Genomic DNA, 15,780 nt, shown 5'->3' on the forward strand with positions numbered 1-15,780 from the left:
TGTTTACTCAAAAATTTTAGTATTGATGTCACAAATTTTTGAATAAACATCAGGTCTTCTCAAACTAATATATTGTTTATTATTTCTACTTTCTAATGCTTTCATTATATCAATATCCCCATAAAGTATTTGTTCTTTTCCATCAGCTTTTACTATTACATCACCATCCGGATCAACAACTATTGATTCTCCTGCGAAGTCCATTTCTCCCTCTTTTCCAACTCTATTACACATTGCTATAAAAAGATTATTTTGCATAGCAGAAATTCTAAGCTCCCATTCAAACTTCTCTAATGGCTCGCATTTAACATTGGCAGTAGGAATTATTATCAAATCTGCTCCCTGCAAAGCACATATTCTAAAACTTTCTGGCATATGTCTATCAAAACATACTATTATACCTATTTTCCCTAGAGGTGTATCATATACCCTAAATCCGGTATCGGAAGAGTAATAATAATCTTGTTCATAAAATTGAGGACATCTCATAATATGAACCATTTTAGACACTCCAATTATTTCGCCATCTGTATTAATACATAATGAAGCATCATAGTACTTTTTATTTTCTCTTAGATATATATTTGGAAATGCCATTATATTAAATTTCTTGCATTTTTCTTGCATTTTTTTTATTTTTTTATCTTCAATTGAAATTATATAATTTGATACATCTACACCTTCATATTGGTGGAAAAATGGACTTAGCTGTAATTCCGGGAAGCATATCAGTTCTGCACCATTCTTTGCACCCATTTCAATTAATTGTAAACACTTTTCAAAATTTTTCTCTGTACTTTCATTGATTTTCATTTGTGCTAAAGCAATTTTCACATTATTACCTCCTTTCCTTACCTTAGAAATAAATTAGAGCTTACTGGTATTTTTGTACAAAGTTAAGTATCCTTTTAATACCTTCTTTAATAGTTTCCATTGAGACGGCATAAGAAAGCCTTACATAGTTACTTACTCCAAAACCATCACCTGGAATAACGGCTACCTTTTCTTCATCAAGAAGCAAACTGCAAAAGTCTATAGAGTTATTAACCCTGTTTCCATTTATCACTTTACCAAGCATTTTAGATATATCAATCATGATATAAAAAGCACCTGATGGTTTCAAACATGAAAGTATATTATTTGAATTTATTTCTTCAACTATATAGTCTCTTCTGTCCTTAAACTGCTTTACCATTAAACCAACTGAACTCTGGTCACCATTTAAAGCCTCTAATACTGCATACTGTGCTATAGAATTTGGATTAGCTGTAGTGTGACTTTGTACGTTGTTCATAAAATTAATAATTTTTTCACTCCCTGCTGCATAACCAATTCTCCATCCAGTCATGGAATATGTTTTAGAAACACCATTGATTACAACAGTTCTGTTATATGCATCTTCACTAAGACTTGCTATACTTGTACACTTTGAATTACCATAATTAAAGTTTTCATATATTTCATCTGATATTATTATCAAATCATTTTCTTTTGCTATATTTGCTATAAAAGATAATTCTTCTTTACTATATATCGCACCAGTTGGATTATTAGGACTATTTAAGAGAATTGCTTTAGTTTCTGGAGTAATTGCCTTTCTTAATGTTCCTTCCTCATATTTAAAATCATTTTTTCTGCTGCCAGATACATATACTGGCACACCATCTGAAAGCTTAATTAGTTCTGGATAGCTAACCCAGTATGGTTTAGGAATAATTACTTCATCCCCTTGATTTAAAATTGCTTGAAATACATTTGATATACACTGCTTTGCTCCAGTTGAAATTATAATTTGAGAACTAGAGTAATTTAAATTATTGTCTCTTTTAAACTTATTACATATTGCAGTCTTTAATTCATCAATCCCTGATGCAGGAGTATATTTTGTATATCCGTTTTTAATTGCTTCTATAGCTGCATTTTGAATATTTAAAGGAGTATTAAAATCCGGTTCTCCTGCAGCTAATATTATTACATCAGTTCCTTCAGCCTTCATTTTTTTTGCCTTAGCAGTAATTTCTAATGTAATTGATGGTGCTATTTTACCTACTTTTTTTGATAAAATCATATTAATTCCTCCAATATAAATTAAATTATGACCATCACACTTCAAATTATAATAATATTTTACGTTATTTATTTTTTTTATACTTAATAAGCATATCATCTACCATTAATTTTTCATTACAATATATAGTAAAAATCATTTGTGCCGAAGGTGCACTGCTTATAAGTTCATCATTTTCATTTTTCATATCTTGAAGCTTTATAATCTTATTATCTCCTTTAGGAGTTAGTACTTCAACTATATCTCCATTGTAAACCTTGTTTCTTTGCTCTATGGTTGCAATATGAGATTCTTTATTATAATCCCTTACAATGCCTACTATGTCATAGTTTCGAATATAGGAAGAACTATCATAATGCTGCCTTATGTCATCATTAAAGAAAAATCCGGTAGTGTATGGTCTATGGCTGGGCCTTAAAAGATACTCTGTCCATTTAGAATCAAATACATAATTCTTTGGATCTTCTATGTATTTATCAATAGCTTCCCTATAAGTTTTCACTACAGATGTCACATAATATGAACTCTTCATTCTTCCTTCAATTTTAAGGGAATTTATTCCTGAATCTACAAGCTCAGGAATATGCTCTATCATACATAAGTCCTTGGAATTCAATATATAAGTTCCATCACTATCTTCAGTAATTTCATCATACTCTCCATGTACTTTTTCTTCAAACAAATGATACTTGTATCTGCATGGTTGGGCACAAGCTCCTCTATTAGAGTCTCTTCCTGTTAAATAATTTGAAAGCAAACACTTGCCTGAATATGCCATACACATTGAGCCATGAATAAAAGCTTCTATTTCACAAGATTGCGGAAGTTTTTTTCTTATATATCTAAAATCTTTAAGAGTTGTTTCTCTTGCCATAACAACTCTTTTAGCACCTAAATTATGCCAAAATAAAGCTGATTTATAATTTATACAGCTTGCTTGAGTACTTAAATGTATATTTAAATCCGGCACAACTTCTCTTGCCGTCATTATAATTCCAGGGTCTGCAACAAGTATTGCATCTGCACCCATGTTATATAATTGTTTAAGATACTCCTCAAGTCCTGGTAGATCCTCATTGTGAGGAAATACATTTACTGTAATATGTACCTTTTTTCCTCTTGAATGAGCAAATTCAATACCTTCATTCAATTCCTTATCAGTAAAGTTATCTGCAAATGCTCTTAGGTTAAGCTTGCTTCCTCCTAAGTACACAGCGTCAGCTCCAAAATTTATAGCTGCCTTAAGTTTTTCCAAATTGCCTGCTGGAGCCAAAAGTTCTGGCTTATTCATAATCAATCCATCCTTTAATTCTTACTGTCTCTTGCACTTTTGACCTCTTTAACAAATTTAGCAGCTGTTTCTTTTACCAATTCATAATCGCCATTTTCTGCTCCTTTTGTTAACTGTCCACCAGTACCTACTGCTACTGCTCCTGACTTTATCCAATCCTTAACATTACTTAAACTTACCCCACCGGTTGGCATAAATTTTCCTTGTGGAAGAGGACCATTAAATGCACTAATTATTGAAGGACCATAGGCACTTCCAGGGAATACCTTTATTATATCAACTCCATATTCCAGTGCCGTAATTGCTTCATTAACTGTCATTATTCCTGGAATAACAGGCATTGCATATCTATTACAAATTTTTAATGTTTCTATGTTTAAATTAGGACTTACAATAAATTTTGCTCCAGCTAACATACAAGCTCTTGCTGTTTCAGGATCAAGTACTGTACCTGCTCCTATAAGAGCTCTTTCATCTTTATAGACTTCAGATAATTTCTTAATAATATCAATAGCTCCTGGAACTGTCATAGTAATTTCAATTATTTTAATTCCTCCATTTATAACAGCATCAATAGCTTTAATTCCTTGTTCCTTTGATTCTGCTCTAATTACAGCAACAACGCCGTCCTCTAAAAATTTATTTATAACTTCCGATCTTTTCATTTTTCTAACTTCCTTTCTTTATTAAATAATTAAATAAACCAAAATTTATAATTGTGACTTCTTTTTCATAATATTACAGCAAAATTCACATATCAAGAAATAAAATTGCACTCTGTACTAGTACAAAATCGAAGTTATATTATAAATGATAAGTAAAATCGCATACTGTACTATTTGTTGTGAAAAAAAAGAATATATAATATAATTTAGACATAAAAAATCATAATCTACTTTAGTGCAAAAGGAGTTACTTGAATTGCTAAAATATGAAAAAATTATTAAGTATATTAAAAAGGAAATTTCAGAAGGCAGCCTTACTTATAAAAAAAGATTACCTTCTATAAGAACTGTATCTCAACAATTTAATTGTAGTATTGGTACAATTTTAAAAGCTTACGATAAACTTGAAAAAGATAATATCATCTATTCTTCACCAAAAAGCGGATATTATTTACTAGAAGATTTTCATAATATTAATTCTTCTAAAAATACTATTTTTGATTTTTCATCAGGGGTACCAGATATTGAAACATTTCCTTATAAAGATTTACAGCACTGTTTAAATAAATCTATTAAATTACACAAAGAAACATTATTTACTTATTCAGATCCACGTGGTTTAAATTCATTAAGGAATGTACTTAAAGACCACTTGCATCAATATCAAATTTTTACACATGAAGACAACATTGTAATAACTTCAAGTTCCCAACAAGCACTAAATATATTATCAATTATGCCTTTTCCAAATAGTAAATCTAATATTCTTATTGAACAACCTACTTATTATGGAATGATAAAATACCTTGAGTTAAACAAAACTCCAGCATTAGGAATAGAAAGAGGATTTAATGGAATAAATCTAAATGAACTAGAAAACATGTTTAAGTACGGAAATATTAAATTCTTTTATACAATTCCAAGATTTCACAATCCTACAGGATATTCCTATAATAAGCAGGAAAAAATGGCTATAATTAAACTAGCCAAGAAATATAATGTCTATATTATAGAAGATGATATTACTGCCGATTTGGATTTAGATAAAAAAAATGATCCTATGTTTACTTATGATACTTCTGGAAAGGTTATTTATTTAAAAAGTTACTCAAAAATTCTAATGCCTGGCTTAAGAGTTGCAGTACTTATACTGCCAGAAATATTAATGAAAACTTTTCTAGATTATAAAAAGTGGACAGATATGAATAGTCCAGTACTGTCCCAAGGCGCTCTGGAAATTTACTTAAAAAGCGGTATGTTTGACATACATAGAAGAAAAATTAGCAAATTGTATTCCAATAGAATGACCTGCTTAGAAAATACTCTTTCGTCACTTAAACAACCTAAAATAAAATGGAATGTCCCTAGATCAGGATATTTTGCTTGTATTTATGTAGATAATAAGTTAAGATATGACAAAATAATAAGCACATTATCCAATCAAAATATACAATTGTTAGATACAAGGACTTGTTTTTTAAAAGAATATAGAACTGATAATTATTTTAGAATTAGCATAAGTAAAACAAATGAAGAAAAGATTAAAAAAGGTATACCTATAGTACTAGACACTATACAAAAGTATTTAACTTACAATAAATTTTAGAGCATTATAAGGCTCTTGTAAATGGGGCCGTTGTATCAATCAATATATTTTTTTCAATGCTAATACAACAGCCCCATTTTGTTTTTACATTACTCCGCACCAGTTGCCATTTTTGTAAATCTCTTTTTGCCGGAATATCCCATAATAAAAATACTTACTATCAGCCCGGCAATACTGTATAACATAGGCATATGCACAATCTGTGGTGTAAGAATTGCACGTAATGCTTCATTTGCATACACAAGCGGATTCACAAGTACAATTTTCTGAATGATTGGCGCTGCGGAAAGGTCACCCCATGAAAAGAAGACTGCACCTAAAAACACCATTGGCATTAAAAATCCCGGAAACATCGCAGCAATCTGCATCGGTTTAATAATAGTACCCACCAGAAGACCCAGACATGCTGATGCAATTGAAATTAAAATCAGTACGGGGATAAGCATAAGAATCTGCTCCGATGTTACAGAAAAGTCGAGAGCATTTCCCATGAAAATAAGTGACACCGGCAAAACAATCAAACCACCGATAAAGGATTCAATAATACCGACAACCATTTTTTCTAAAGCAATTATATTAATGTGCACAGGAGCAAGCAATCGATCTTCAATCTCTCTTAGATTGTTAAAATCCATCGTGAATGGTATGGCTGTACCATGTATGCCGGTAACCAGCATGCTCATTCCAATCATTCCGGAAAACATCCTATTCGGAAAGTTTGTGGGAAGTAATCCGATTCTTGGCAGAATATATCCATAAGTTAATATCAAAATTAACGGTAGCATTACGACACGGAAAATAAATTCCCACTTATCTCTGAGCTGAATAACAAGGTCACGCTTAATCATAGCTTTAAAAGCTGTAAATGTCACACCTTTTTCTTTCTTATTTATTTTCATGATTAATAATCTCCTTTCCTGTCAGATGAATAAACACATCATCTAATGTGCTTGAACTCAAACTGATATTTTGTAAAGTTGTGTTTTGTTGTTTTGTCCAATTAATCAAGTAGTTGAAATCCGGCTGTGCATCCTTCATATAAAGCATAAGCATTCGATTTTGAATAACAGCTTTTTTTACACCGGGCAATGATTTTGCCGCTTCCACATAACTCTGATTCAAGTTAGACAGCTTCATGGATACAATGTTGTTGGAAGGAATCATAGCCTTAAGCTCAGCTGAAGTACCAATTGCTTTGAGTTCTCCCTGGTCGATAATTGCGATTCGCTCGCAAAACTGTTCTGGCTCCTCCATGTAGTGGGTAGTAAGAAAAATCGTTGTGCCAGCAGTTTTGTTAAGTTCAGTCATCTGCTCCCATAAAATAGCTCGATAGCTAGGATCAAGTCCCGTTGTTGGTTCATCTAAGAAAAGTATTTCTGGAGTATGTATCATTGCTCTAGCTATTTTCAGCCTTTGTGCCATACCACCTGAATAACTTCGCACATAATCATTCTGCCTGTCTGCAAGGCCGAACTTTTCCAGATATTCATCCGCTTTTTGGTTTGCAGTTTTTGTTTCCATTCCAAAGTATTTCGCATGGTAGATGAGATTTTCTCTTGCGGTTAATCCTCTGTCTAAATTATTGTGCTGTGCAACAACACCAATCTTTCTTCGTGCTTCGACCGGATTTTTAATCAAAGATTCCCCATCAAGTATTATCTCTCCAGCGGTGGCGGTTCTTTGTGTAGTTAGTATACTTATGGTTGTGCTTTTACCTGCACCATTTGGACCTAAAAAGCCAAACACTTCGCCGCGTTTTACATCAAAGCTTATATTTTTTACAGCTTCGATTTTACGTCCATTTTTCATATGAAAAGTTTTTTTCAAATCTCTAACTTCTAAAATATTGTTTTTCATATTAACACCTCGCTTACCTTTTATATAATATCATTTCCATAATTTTCAACTTTCATTTAAAAAAATTATTTTGCAAGTTTGTCCATTATTTCCATTATCTCACTAATTTTTTTGTGTTGATCACCTTTTTCAAAGGCTTCCTCCACACAACCGTTTAAATGTGCATGAAGCACCTCCTTGTTCACATTGCGTAAAATTGCCATTGTAGCCATAAGTTGATTGGATATATCGATACAATAACGATCATCATCAACCATCTTAAGTAAACCATCAAGTTGCCCTCTGGCAGTTTTTAAAAGACGCGTTACTTTCTTTTTGTCTGCTCTCATCTTTTTCACCTCCATTAAATAAACATCGATATCATATTACTAATTACTTTTGATAAAGATATATAACCTTATATCTTTTTTGATTTATCACCCACACCCCGGAGGGGGTATATTTTTATATTACTGCTACTTAATTAAACTGTCAATCCTTTCAAAAAAATATGTGGGAAGGTATTGCTACAATTCTTACTTTTTTGAAAGTATCTATCAAAAAAGTGCGTTCTATACAAATTGCCATTTTTGAGATATGCTAAAAAAGATTTATTGTTAACTATTTGACAATGATAAATATCTAAGGAAACTTTGGAAAGAACCATTGAAAGTTTACGAGGTTTTTTAGATTGTTTAAGAGGTTCTGTAGAAAAAGGAGTTCTTTATGGAGCAGGGGTAAGTGGAAAGGGAGAAATAAAATATACAGATGCTATGCAGAAGGCTTATGATATGGGTAAAAGTGTTATATAGTAGAGTCACTATCCATTTGCTGATATAATCGGTGATGCAATAAAAGGAAGAAAGATTTACAATTGTACTCATGAAGCATGGAATTCTATTCAAAAAATTATATGTGTGCAAAAATTAATAATATATTTGAGGAGGTAACACTTATGAAAGTAGTTGCATTTAATGGAAGTCCCAAAAAAGAAGGAAATACTTATCTTGCTATAAATATGGTTGCAGAAGAACTTGAAAATGAAGGCATAGAAGTTGAAATCGTTCATGTAGGAAATAAAACAATAAGAGGATGTCTTGGTTGTAACACTTGTTTGAAAACTGGAAAGTGTGTAATTAATGATGAAGTGAATGAATGGATACAAAAAATGAGAGAGGCAGATGGAATAATATTAGCGTCGCCAGTACATTATTCAGCTATAGGCGGAACTATGAAATCATTTTTGGATAGAGCATTTTATGTTCTCAATGGTGGAGATTTAAGGCATAAGGTAGGATCAGCTTTAGTTGCTGTTAGAAGATCAGGAGGAGTTCCAACTTTTAATCAATTAACTAATTATCTTAATTATTCTGAAATGCTTATTCCAGGTACAAACTACTGGAATGTAATACATGGAACAACACCTGGAGAAGTACAGAAAGATGAAGAAGGAAAACAAATAATGAGAGTGCTTGGGAAAAATATGGCATGGCTTATGAAGCTGGTTGAAAACGGAAAAGATACTGTTAAAGAACCAGAAATGGAAAGTAAAATACTTACAAACTTTATTCGTTAATTAAGGACTAGTTATTAATCAATTAACTTAATTGGGCAATATCCATTTCGTAAGGATGGGTATTGTTTTGTTTTTATACTTTAGTAAATTGAGTACATACACTAAATTTGTGTTAGTACAGATAGTAATTTTATTCGTAGATATATAGACTACATTATAATATCATAATTTTATATTAAGTCTTTGTTTTATAAGAAAAGCGTTAGTCCCTTAAAAATTACTAATAGAGTGCTATCATCAATTACGCAACTTACAAAAACGACTGTACTATGATGTTTTTTAAAAAATTGAAATATTATTATGTTTTAGGAGGATATCTATGAATATAAAGTTAATTGAAAAAGCTGAGAGAAGTCACAATTTAAATAAAAAAGAACTTGTATCTATATTTAAAGACAGTAGTATAGATAAGGAACTTTTTAAGGCAGCTGATAGAGTTCGAAAAAAATATATGGGGGATGAGGTTCATTTAAGGGGAATTATTGAATTTTCTAATATATGCAAACGTGATTGTTTATATTGTGGTCTTAGAAAGTCTAATTCAAACATTAAAAGATATAGATTAATGCCTAATGAAATAATAGAACTGGCCAGAAAAGCAGTGAGATATGGATATAAGAGCATAGTCTTACAATCCGGAGAAGATTCATATTATACCGTAGATATTCTCACATACATAATAACAAATATAAAGAAATTGGGAGTAGCAGTTACTATAAGTTTGGGTGAAAAGACTTTTAATGAATATAAAGCTTATAAAGAAGCAGGAGCAGATAGATATTTAATTAGAATAGAAACTACTGATAAAAAACTTTATGAAGAATTAGATCCTGGAATGACTCACGCGGAAAGGAAAAGATGCCTTAGAAATCTAAAATCATTAGGGTATGAAGTTGGAACTGGTAATTTGGTAGGTTTACCTAATCAAACTATAGAATCTATAGCTGATGACATATTATTTTTTAAAAAAATAGATGCAGATATGATTGGATTAGGTCCATTTATTGCTAATAAAGATACACCACTAAAAGATTTTAAATCAGACAACTTTGAATTAAGTATTAAGGTAATGGCCTTAATTAGGCTTTTACTGCCAAACTCTAATATACCTGCTACAACAGCAATGGAAAGTTTAAATAGAAATGGCAGAATAATAGCCCTTTCAAGTGGAGCTAATGTTGTTATGCCCAATATAACAGAAGGTGAATATAGAAAATTATATGCCATTTATCCCGGAAAAATATGTGTAAATGAAACTCCAAATAAATGTTGGAATTGTATTTCTAGAAAAATAAACTCTATAGGAAGAACAGTTTCAAAAGAACTAGGTTCCAGAAAGAAGATATAATGCTCTCCTTTTGGATAGTATCTATCAAAAAAGTGCATACTTCTTTTTAAGTTTAAATAATTTTATAATGGATGTAGAAAAGATTGAACAACCTGCTCCTAATATGATGGGAATTTATGATGATAGTTTTATTCCTGAATATAAGAAACTTACAGATATGGTTCATAGCCATGAAGCTAATATTATTATGCAAATAACATATGGTGGCACAAGGTCTCATTTAGATTCACCAAGCCCAATTATTTTTGGAGCTTCCCCTATTAAAAATGAAGTAACTGGAATTATGCCAGTGGAGATTAGTAAAGATGAAATTAAGCATTTAGTTAAGTCTTTTGGAAAGGCGGCAGAAAGAGTTAAGGAATCAAGCTTTGATGCAGTAGAAATCCACGCAGCACACGTATATTTTCTTAGTCAGTTCTTATGCCCGCATTACAACGTTCGTACTGACGAATATGGTGGAAGTATTGAAAATCGTGCTAGAATTATTCTTGAAATATATGATGAAATTAGAAAAACTGTAGGAAATGATTATCCAATATTAATAAAAATTAATTCTGAGGATTTCATGGAAGATGGATTGACAAGTGAAGAAAGTATCATAGTTTCTAAAATGCTTGAAAAAGCAGGTATTGATGCAATTGAGGTTACTGGTGGTAATGATTCATCATTATATGTTGTTGAAAATAACCTGGATGCAGTAAGAAAAAAAATAGCATTTTCAAAAGATAAACAATCTTACTTTAAAAATCATGCAACAAAATTAGCAAAAGATGTTTCTATTCCAGTTATTCTTACAGGTGGAAACAGAAATATTGATCTAATAAATGAGATTCTAAACAGTACTAATATAGAATTTTTTGGTTTATGTCGTACTTTGATTAGTGAACCAGATTTGATAAATAAATGGGCATCTGGGGATTATAAAGAACCAAAATGTGTTTCATGTAATCAGTGTTTCAACACTCATGGGAAAAGATGTATTTTAAATCAAAAAAATAGTTAGAATTTTAATAATTGAGTTGAAATACCATATTATTAAACAGAGTAATTTATATTATTAAAGAAAATATATGAGTTTTAAAGAAAGGAATGAATATAATTATGAATAATTTTAAAGAAATTAAACCAGAAGAATTAGATAAAAGTACATTTAAACTTATAGGTAAAGATTGGATGCTGATTACAGCAGAAGACAATAATAAAGTAAACACTATGACTGCAAGTTGGGGCGGTTTTGGTGTTATGTTTGATAAAAATGTAGCCTATATTGTTATAAGACCTCAACGTTATACTAGGAAGTTTGTAGATAATTCTGATACATTTTCTCTAACATTCTTAGATAAAACTTTTAAAAAACAATTAGCTTATATTGGAACTGTATCTGGCAGAGATGAGGATAAAATTTCTAAAGCAAATTTAACAATTCAACATGAAAATAATACACCTTATTTTAAAGAAGGAAATATGGTGATTATATGTAAAAAAATATATGCTCAAGATTTTAAACCTGAATGTTTTATAGCAAGTGACTTAGAGCAAAAAATATATCCTGAAAAAGATTATCATAGACTCTATATTGCAGAAATAGAAAAAATTCTTGTAAGAGAATAGTTAAAGATTCTATACATTTTATTTATATTGTACGACATCCCCGAATGGGATGTCGTATTAACAGATTAAAATCCATTCGACAGACCGATTATTAACTATTTTAGTGTACCAATTTTTGCTACCTTTTTTCAAGATAATCATATAGGCCATATGATGTAAGAATAATCTAACCTTCATGCTCAAAGAAGGCTACTGCTATAAAGATACTGTGCAAAAGCTCTGGAGTGCTTATCTTTCTCATTATCCATAAAAACAGATTTATACCCAAAATCTCTTTCAGCAAGCATTCCACTATATTTTAATTGGGAGTGTTTACAATACCTTTTGATGCCTTCTTCAAATAAATCAGCTCCTTTTTCTGGTTTATACCCACAAGTAGTTATGATAGCTAACTTTTTGCCACTCCAAAGAGAAGGTCCTTTTTCATCACCATAATACTTATTCATTCCATACACAAAACGATCCAACAATGATTTCATAGGCGGTGTACAATACCATGAATAAATAGGTGTAGCTAAAATAATGACATCGCAATCGTATATTTTATCAAAGATTTCTTGCACGTCATCGGAATAACGACATCCAAAAATTGTCCAGTCTTTTTGACAATTCCGACAAGCAATACAAGGTTCAATATGTTTATCATAAAGCCAAATCAAATCATACTGAACTTGATAAAGTTTAAGTTCTTCAATAAATGGCTTTAATAATTTAGATGTATTTCCATTTTTACGTGGACTTCCCATAAGGATACAATATTTCATTTTTATCCCCCAATTTGTTTATAAATATCGCAAATAAAATAGTTACAATTTTCTTATAATTTTATCACTGAAAATGAATGCAATCAATAATAAAATTTTGTTAAATGAAATCTACGAGGAATGTTTTCCATAATATGAACTTACAGGTCAGCCTTGACTTAGATTTGTTTTTATTTTAATATGAATATGATGTTTTATATAGAATGCACTTAATTGTAATATACTATTAAAAAGGAGAGTTAAAAATGGAAACGAAAAATGTAGCTCCTTATGATGAAGTACACATTGAGCCGTTTGCTTATGCGATATCATTAATTAATGGCAAATGGAAAATGCATATTTTGTTCTGGCTTTGGAAAAAAGAAGTTATGCGTTACAATGAGATTAAGAAAGCCTTAGGAAAAGTCACACACAAAATGCTTTCATCACAATTAAAAGAATTAGAACAAGATGGATTATTAATTCGGAATGAATATCCACAGGTTCCACCTAAAGTAGAATATAGTTTATCTGAAATGGGAAAATCATTTATGCCTGTCCTTCAAGAAATTTGTAGATGGGGACATGAACATATTTCTCGATAGCAATACCCCCCCGATGCTTTGAACATCGAGGGCTATTGCTTATTTCCAAACTTCTTCTGCAATTTCTTTTACTAATTTAATCTTGTCCCATTGTTGCTCTTCAGTTAGAATATTACCTTCTTCAGTAGATGAAAAACCACATTGAGGACTTAGACATAATCTATTCAGTTCTATATATTTTGTTGCCTCTTTTATTCTCTTTATTATATCTTCTTTATTTTCAAGCTTTCCTGTTTTAGAACTAATTAAACCTAATACTACAAGCTGATCTTTTACAAATCTAAGTGGAGCAAAATCTCCTGCACGATCAGTATCATATTCTAAATAAAAAGCATCAACTTTAACCGTACCAAATAGTATTTCTCCTACAGCCTCATATCCACCTGAAGATGCCCATGATGAATGATAGTTTCCACGACAAACGTGCATTGTAATAACCATATCATCAGGATGACCTTTAATTGCTTCATTGTTTACCTTTGCGTACAACTTTGCAATTTCATTCATATCTATATCTTCTGTCTGACGGGCTTCCCAATACTTTTTATCACAAAACATTCCCCATGTACAATCATCTAGTTGAAGACTGCGGCAGCCAGCATCATAAAAAGCCTTTATAGCTTTTCTATAGGCATTAGCTATATCAGATACAAGTTCTTCTGTATTTTTATAAATTGAATCTGTAATCTCCTTATTTTCACCTCTCTGCAGCTCTGCAAGAAACTGTGCGGGAGCAGGTATACTCTGGCGAGCAATTACATCATCACCTGCGATACTTTTTAGAAATTTATAATGTGAAATCATAGGATGATTATTACTAAATCCTATTTTACCAGTAAGTACAGCTGTTTCTGGTCTAGTTTCCAATCCATTAAACTTATATCCCTCATCTATAACCTTTTTCTCTACACCATCAAGCCCCCACATAAAATCAAGGTGCCACCATGAACGTCTGAATTCACCATCTGTAACAGCTTTAAGTCCAACTACTTTCTCTTTTTCAACCAACTTTATTATTTCCTTGTTTTCTATTTCATTTAATTTTTCAGAAGAAATTTCTCCTTTTTTAAATTTAATACGTGCATCTTTTATACTTTGCGGACGTAAAAAACTTCCCACTATATCTGCTCTAAATGGAGTTGTAGTTCTTTTATCCGTTTTTTCAAATACTATACTCATTTCAGTCTCTCCTTCATCAACTTGTTTTACTGTGAAACAAGTATAACATAGATAAATTTATATGGGTAACTCCAAAAAACTATTACCTGTTATAGAAATTAACTATAACAGGCACTTTCATTTATTCCATATCTCATTAGCAGTTTCCACAATAAGTTTTATTTTATCCCACTGATCATCTTCTGTAATTATGTTTCCTTCTTCTGTAGAAGCAAATCCACACTGAGGACTTAAACAAAGCTGATTTATATCAACATATTTGCAAGCTTCAGCAATACGAGATTTAATATATCCTTTGCTCTCAAGTCCACCATGTTTTGTTGTTACAAGACCTAGTACAACAATTTGTTTATTTATAAACTTCAACGGCTCGAAATTACCCGATCTTTCATCATCATATTCTAAGAAGAATCCATCTACTTTACAATTTTTAAAAACTGTTTCAGCAATAAAATCATAACCTCCTGATGCAAACCATGAGGAATGAAAGTTTCCACGACATATATGCAGTGTAATAATCATGTCATCCGGGCAATCTGAAATACTCTCATTAATAAGTGTCAAATACTCACAAACAAGTTTATCCGGGTCAACATTTATATGTCTTATATACTGCCTATATCTTTGGCTGCATAGCATTCCCAATGCAGTATCATCCATTTGCATATACCTGCAACCTGCTTTATAAAAAGATTTAATAGCCGATTTATAAACTTCTATAATATCTCTTATAATTTTTTCATCATTTTTGTATACATTGTTTTGATTATGACTTTGTACAAAATAAAATAGCGCTGGAGATGGAATTGTAAATTTAGGAATACAATTACCAGAAATACTTTGTAAATACTTAAAGTGTCTTATCATTGGATGATTGCTATTAAATGCTATTCTATCTACAATACGAAAACTCTCAGCCATAATTCTTGAACCATTGATATTTCTACCTTCATTCAATATTATCTTTTCTGTACCATCTATACCTAAAAAGAAGTCCAAATGCCACCAGGATCTTCTAAATTCTCCATCTGTAACAGCCTTTAAACCCAACTCTCTTTCTTTTTGTACTAATTTTTTAATCTCAATATCTTCAATATGGGTTAAAGTTTCAAAACTTATATTTCCTTCTTTAAATCTCCTGCGAGCAATTTTAATTTCTTCCGTACGAAGAAAACTCCCTACAATATCATAACGAAAAGGAGGCATATTTCTTTTTCTTCCTGTTAATTCCTTAATCATGTTTTCCTCCATT

General features: G+C 31.1%; 17 protein-coding genes. 7 read left to right on the forward strand and 10 right to left on the reverse strand.

All coding sequences use genetic code 11. From position 1 onward, the window contains the following. Window positions 1–3: 3 nt before the first annotated feature. The 4 genes from J2Z42_RS11190 to J2Z42_RS11205 all read right to left on the reverse strand — a co-directional run bounded on the left by J2Z42_RS11190 (window position 4) and on the right by J2Z42_RS11205 (window position 4,024). Window positions 4–834, reverse strand: a complete 831-nt coding sequence (locus J2Z42_RS11190; RefSeq protein ID WP_209702862.1) for a carbon-nitrogen hydrolase family protein — start codon at window positions 832–834, stop codon at window positions 4–6. Between the two features lie 40 nt (window positions 835–874). Beyond that, window positions 875–2,068, reverse strand: coding sequence for a pyridoxal phosphate-dependent aminotransferase (locus tag J2Z42_RS11195; protein ID WP_209702863.1), 1,194 nt, complete (start codon window positions 2,066–2,068; stop codon window positions 875–877). Between the two features lie 64 nt (window positions 2,069–2,132). Next, entirely contained in the window at window positions 2,133–3,359 is a 1,227-nt protein-coding gene (locus tag J2Z42_RS11200) for a peptidase U32 family protein (protein WP_209702864.1), read from the reverse strand. A 14-nt stretch (window positions 3,360–3,373) separates the two neighbouring features. Then, window positions 3,374–4,024: a bifunctional 4-hydroxy-2-oxoglutarate aldolase/2-dehydro-3-deoxy-phosphogluconate aldolase gene (locus J2Z42_RS11205; RefSeq protein ID WP_209702865.1), complete on the reverse strand. Its 651-nt coding sequence runs from the start codon at window positions 4,022–4,024 to the stop codon at window positions 3,374–3,376. Window positions 4,025–4,280: 256 nt separating this feature from the next. Between J2Z42_RS11205 and J2Z42_RS11210 the strand changes: the two genes are divergently transcribed. Beyond that, window positions 4,281–5,630 carry an aminotransferase-like domain-containing protein gene (locus J2Z42_RS11210; RefSeq protein ID WP_209702866.1) on the forward strand — a complete coding sequence of 450 codons (1,350 nt, stop codon included), beginning with the start codon at window positions 4,281–4,283 and terminating at the stop codon, window positions 5,628–5,630. 89 nt (window positions 5,631–5,719) lie between these two features. Here the strand turns inward: J2Z42_RS11210 and J2Z42_RS11215 are convergent, their stop codons facing one another. The 3 genes from J2Z42_RS11215 to J2Z42_RS11225 all read right to left on the reverse strand — a co-directional run bounded on the left by J2Z42_RS11215 (window position 5,720) and on the right by J2Z42_RS11225 (window position 7,816). Beyond that, window positions 5,720–6,529, reverse strand: coding sequence for an ABC transporter permease (locus J2Z42_RS11215; RefSeq protein ID WP_245331594.1), 810 nt, complete (start codon window positions 6,527–6,529; stop codon window positions 5,720–5,722). Continuing rightward, window positions 6,516–7,487, reverse strand: a complete 972-nt coding sequence (locus J2Z42_RS11220; protein WP_209702867.1) for an ABC transporter ATP-binding protein — start codon at window positions 7,485–7,487, stop codon at window positions 6,516–6,518. Before J2Z42_RS11220 ends, J2Z42_RS11215 begins: the two co-directional genes overlap by 14 nt. 65 nt (window positions 7,488–7,552) lie before the next feature. After that, entirely contained in the window at window positions 7,553–7,816 is a 264-nt protein-coding gene (locus tag J2Z42_RS11225) for a metal-sensing transcriptional repressor (RefSeq protein ID WP_209702868.1), read from the reverse strand. 303 nt (window positions 7,817–8,119) lie between these two features. Here J2Z42_RS11225 and J2Z42_RS11230 point away from each other — a divergent pair, with 303 nt between their 5' ends. The 5 genes from J2Z42_RS11230 to J2Z42_RS11250 all read left to right on the forward strand — a co-directional run bounded on the left by J2Z42_RS11230 (window position 8,120) and on the right by J2Z42_RS11250 (window position 12,001). After that, window positions 8,120–8,278 (forward strand): hypothetical protein, encoded by a 159-nt coding sequence (locus tag J2Z42_RS11230; RefSeq protein WP_209702869.1) that lies wholly within the window; start codon window positions 8,120–8,122, stop codon window positions 8,276–8,278. Window positions 8,279–8,421: 143 nt separating this feature from the next. After that, window positions 8,422–9,042, forward strand: a complete 621-nt coding sequence (locus J2Z42_RS11235) for a flavodoxin family protein (protein ID WP_209702870.1) — start codon at window positions 8,422–8,424, stop codon at window positions 9,040–9,042. A gap of 319 nt (window positions 9,043–9,361) precedes the next feature. Next, on the forward strand, window positions 9,362–10,390 hold the full coding sequence (hydE, locus tag J2Z42_RS11240) for a [FeFe] hydrogenase H-cluster radical SAM maturase HydE (protein WP_245331595.1): 1,029 nt from the start codon (window positions 9,362–9,364) through the stop codon (window positions 10,388–10,390). 10 nt (window positions 10,391–10,400) lie between these two features. Beyond that, entirely contained in the window at window positions 10,401–11,393 is a 993-nt protein-coding gene (locus J2Z42_RS11245; protein WP_209702871.1) for an NADH:flavin oxidoreductase, read from the forward strand. A 98-nt stretch (window positions 11,394–11,491) separates the two neighbouring features. Continuing rightward, window positions 11,492–12,001 (forward strand): flavin reductase, encoded by a 510-nt coding sequence (locus J2Z42_RS11250; RefSeq protein WP_209702872.1) that lies wholly within the window; start codon window positions 11,492–11,494, stop codon window positions 11,999–12,001. Window positions 12,002–12,180: 179 nt separating this feature from the next. Here J2Z42_RS11250 and J2Z42_RS11255 read toward each other — a convergent pair whose 3' ends face one another. Further along, window positions 12,181–12,765 (reverse strand): flavodoxin family protein, encoded by a 585-nt coding sequence (locus J2Z42_RS11255; protein WP_209702873.1) that lies wholly within the window; start codon window positions 12,763–12,765, stop codon window positions 12,181–12,183. A gap of 245 nt (window positions 12,766–13,010) precedes the next feature. Here J2Z42_RS11255 and J2Z42_RS11260 point away from each other — a divergent pair, with 245 nt between their 5' ends. Continuing rightward, window positions 13,011–13,349: a winged helix-turn-helix transcriptional regulator gene (locus J2Z42_RS11260; protein WP_209702874.1), complete on the forward strand. Its 339-nt coding sequence runs from the start codon at window positions 13,011–13,013 to the stop codon at window positions 13,347–13,349. A 39-nt stretch (window positions 13,350–13,388) separates the two neighbouring features. Here the strand turns inward: J2Z42_RS11260 and J2Z42_RS11265 are convergent, their stop codons facing one another. Further along, a complete protein-coding gene (locus J2Z42_RS11265) occupies window positions 13,389–14,528 on the reverse strand; it encodes a 5-methyltetrahydropteroyltriglutamate--homocysteine S-methyltransferase (protein WP_209702875.1) in 1,140 nt (379 codons plus the stop codon). A 117-nt stretch (window positions 14,529–14,645) separates the two neighbouring features. Further along, window positions 14,646–15,767, reverse strand: coding sequence for a 5-methyltetrahydropteroyltriglutamate--homocysteine S-methyltransferase (locus tag J2Z42_RS11270; RefSeq protein ID WP_209702876.1), 1,122 nt, complete (start codon window positions 15,765–15,767; stop codon window positions 14,646–14,648). Window positions 15,768–15,780: the final 13 nt, after the last annotated feature.

Origin of the sequence: Clostridium algifaecis (genome assembly GCF_017874415.1) — a bacterium.
Taxonomy (GTDB): Bacteria; Bacillota; Clostridia; order Clostridiales; family Clostridiaceae; genus Clostridium_B; species Clostridium_B algifaecis.

Coding starts and splice junctions, on each gene's coding strand:
- J2Z42_RS11225 (WP_209702868.1), bottom strand. CDS start 7,816: ATGAGAGCAGACAAAAAGAAAGTAACGCGTCTTTTAAAAACTGCCAGA.
- J2Z42_RS11215 (WP_245331594.1), bottom strand. CDS start 6,529: ATGAAAATAAATAAGAAAGAAAAAGGTGTGACATTTACAGCTTTTAAA.
- J2Z42_RS11200 (WP_209702864.1), bottom strand. CDS start 3,359: ATGAATAAGCCAGAACTTTTGGCTCCAGCAGGCAATTTGGAAAAACTT.
- J2Z42_RS11270 (WP_209702876.1), bottom strand. CDS start 15,767: ATGATTAAGGAATTAACAGGAAGAAAAAGAAATATGCCTCCTTTTCGT.
- J2Z42_RS11235 (WP_209702870.1), top strand. CDS start 8,422: ATGAAAGTAGTTGCATTTAATGGAAGTCCCAAAAAAGAAGGAAATACT.
- J2Z42_RS11220 (WP_209702867.1), bottom strand. CDS start 7,487: ATGAAAAACAATATTTTAGAAGTTAGAGATTTGAAAAAAACTTTTCAT.
- J2Z42_RS11260 (WP_209702874.1), top strand. CDS start 13,011: ATGGAAACGAAAAATGTAGCTCCTTATGATGAAGTACACATTGAGCCG.
- J2Z42_RS11205 (WP_209702865.1), bottom strand. CDS start 4,024: ATGAAAAGATCGGAAGTTATAAATAAATTTTTAGAGGACGGCGTTGTT.
- J2Z42_RS11250 (WP_209702872.1), top strand. CDS start 11,492: ATGAATAATTTTAAAGAAATTAAACCAGAAGAATTAGATAAAAGTACA.
- J2Z42_RS11255 (WP_209702873.1), bottom strand. CDS start 12,765: ATGAAATATTGTATCCTTATGGGAAGTCCACGTAAAAATGGAAATACA.
- J2Z42_RS11195 (WP_209702863.1), bottom strand. CDS start 2,068: ATGATTTTATCAAAAAAAGTAGGTAAAATAGCACCATCAATTACATTA.
- hydE (WP_245331595.1), top strand. CDS start 9,362: ATGAATATAAAGTTAATTGAAAAAGCTGAGAGAAGTCACAATTTAAAT.
- J2Z42_RS11265 (WP_209702875.1), bottom strand. CDS start 14,528: ATGAGTATAGTATTTGAAAAAACGGATAAAAGAACTACAACTCCATTT.